Source organism: Lyngbya sp. CCY1209, assembly GCF_055795065.1.
Window position 1 is genome coordinate 1 of the sequence record NZ_JAYFER010000396.1, and the last position, 2,419, is coordinate 2,419.

Sequence of the window (2,419 nt, forward strand, 5' to 3'; positions counted from 1 at the left end):
CAAAGGGGGGCTGGGGGGGATGCGGTTTCTATTCCCTACACCCTACACCCTACACCCTACACCCGCGCGCAGCGCTACACTATCGGATATCTCGATAAAATCGTTTCAAATCGTCCGCCGAAACCCCCAATCCCCACAGCAAACCGATGTAGAGATAGATGGCCGTCGCCTTCACGGAACCCCAGCGGGCCACGCGGCGATCGCTGGTTCGGACGGTGCGGTTCACCTGGCGGATTCGGCCCCGACGCACCAACCGACGGCATAGATCGGCGTCTTCCATGATCGGGAGGGCATCGTCGAAACCGCCGCAGGCTTGGAAGGCGTCGCGGCGACAGAAGATCGCCTGATCGCCGAACAACACCCGCAACCCCCGAAAAAATAGGTGGGGGCGGAACAGGAGGGGGGCGTAGTAGGTTTTGAGATAGTTGTGCAGGGAGATGCCCCAGCGGGTGACGTGGGGGCCGGCCATCAGGGAGATGAAGCCGCCGCCGACAATTTCGGTATCCGCTAGGGTGTGGGACATGACGGCGATCGCATCGTCGGGGATGAGGGTGTCGGCGTGGAGGAAACACAGCACGTCTCCCGTCGCCGCTTCCGCCCCCCGGTTCATCTGCCGCGAACGTCCGGGGCTGTCGCACCCCACCACCCGCGTCCCCATCGAGATCGCGATCGCCGCCGTCTCATCTTCGCTTTTGCCGTCCGCCACGATCACCTCCCAGGGTGGGGGGTGCAACAGTTGCAGGTGTCGCAGCGTCCGACGCAGACACCCCGCCTCATTCAGCGTGGGGATGATAATAGAGACGCGCAGCACGGGAAAATCTCCGATAGGTGTGGGGTTATTAAATTGTAGGGGCGAATGGTTGCGCCCTCCCCGGTGCTTCACCCATCCCCACAAAAATGATATAACCTGGAACGGATTGAATCGCATCAGCGTCTCGCTGGTTACGTCCGCCCATCATTTTTCCGAAACCTCCATGAAGCGATCGAAAACCTGGAAGCAGTTTGTCTGTTTTGCCCTGTTCGGGCTGCTGTTGAGTTGGGCGGTTAGCTGTGCCGCCCCGGATGCCGAATTGGGCGATCGCCGGGAGGTGGAGTTTTGGACGATGCAGCTTCAGCCGCAATTTAACGATTATTTTAACGGGTTGATCGCCGATTTTGAGGCGGAAAATCCGGAGGTTAAAATTCGCTGGGTGGATGTGCCCTGGTCGGCGATGGAGAGCAAAATTTTGGCGTCGGTGTCGGCGAATACGGCCCCCGACGTGGTGAATTTGAACCCGGATTTCGCGGCGCTGCTGGCGGGGCGGGATGCCTGGTTGAATTTGGGCGATCGCGTGTCGGAGGAGGTGCGATCGCGCTATTTGCCGAATATTTGGAAAGCCAATGTTTTGAAAAATTGCGATGGGGACACCTGCGAAGAGACGACCTTCGGAATTCCCTGGTATCTCACGACTCAAATCACGATTTACAATCAGGATTTGTTGAAACAGGCGGGAGTCGCCGCACCCCCGAAAACCTATTCGGAACTCGCCGAAGTCGCCCAAACCATCAAAGACGAAACCGGAAAATATGCCCTGTTCGTGTCCTTCGTGCCGGAAGATTCTTCCCAGGTTTTGCAGTCTTTGGTTCAGATGGGGGTGACGTTGATCGATGAAAATGGAAAGGCGGCGTTCAATACTCCCGAAGGGTTGGCGGCGTTTGAATATTGGGTGGATTTATATCAGCGGGATTTGTTGCCCCGGGAAGTGTTGACGCAGGGACATCGGCGGGCGATCGAATTGTACCAGGCGGGGGAAATTGCCCTGTTGACAACCGGGCCGCAATTCTTCCGTGCGATCGCGGAAAATGCTCCCGATATCGCCAAGGTTTCCGCCCCCGCACCGGCCATCAACGGCGACACGGGTAAAACCTCCGTGGCGGTGATGAATTTGGTGATTCCCCAGCAGACTTCCCAGCCGGAAGATGCCCTCAATTTCGCCTTATTTGTCACCAATTCTGACAACCAATTGCAGTTCGCAAAAGAGGCGAACGTGATTCCTTCGACAACTGAGGCTTTAGAAAATCCGTTTTTCCAAACTGTAAGCGAAGACGCACCGCCGCAGGATAAAGCCAGAATGATCAGCGCCGAACAGATGGAAAATGCGGAGATTTTGATTCCGCCTTTGGAAGATATCAAGGAATTGCAGAAGATTATTTACAACAACTTGCAGGCGGCGATGCTGAATCAAAAGACGGTGGAATGGGCGATCGCGGATGCGGAGGCGGACTGGAACGGGCGATCGTGAAGTTGGCTGTCATATCAAATCCGGTTGAATGCTCGGAACAAAACGGGTTGGATATCCAAACCGCTTGGGAATCAATTCCCAAGCTAACAGCTCAAATCATCTGAAGATGATTGGGAAGGTTTTGCGGTCAAAAAACC

2 protein-coding genes are annotated in these 2,419 nt (G+C 56.0%); one reads left to right on the top strand and one right to left on the bottom strand.

Translation table 11 applies throughout. The features are described from left to right. Positions 1–79: 79 nt before the first annotated feature. A complete protein-coding gene (locus tag AC0QHF_RS11875) occupies positions 80–928 on the bottom strand; it encodes a TIGR04283 family arsenosugar biosynthesis glycosyltransferase (protein ID WP_324704426.1) in 849 nt (282 codons plus the stop codon). Positions 929–974: 46 nt separating this feature from the next. Between AC0QHF_RS11875 and AC0QHF_RS11880 the strand changes: the two genes are divergently transcribed. Next, positions 975–2,282, top strand: a complete 1,308-nt coding sequence (locus AC0QHF_RS11880; RefSeq protein WP_324704427.1) for an ABC transporter substrate-binding protein — start codon at positions 975–977, stop codon at positions 2,280–2,282. Positions 2,283–2,419 lie beyond the last annotated feature (137 nt).

What these genes read in the sequence shown, in the direction of transcription:
- AC0QHF_RS11875 (WP_324704426.1), bottom strand. Translation starts at nt 928, where the DNA reads ATGCGATTCAATCCGTTCCAGGTTATATCATTTTTGTGGGGATGGGTG.
- AC0QHF_RS11880 (WP_324704427.1), top strand. Translation starts at nt 975, where the DNA reads ATGAAGCGATCGAAAACCTGGAAGCAGTTTGTCTGTTTTGCCCTGTTC.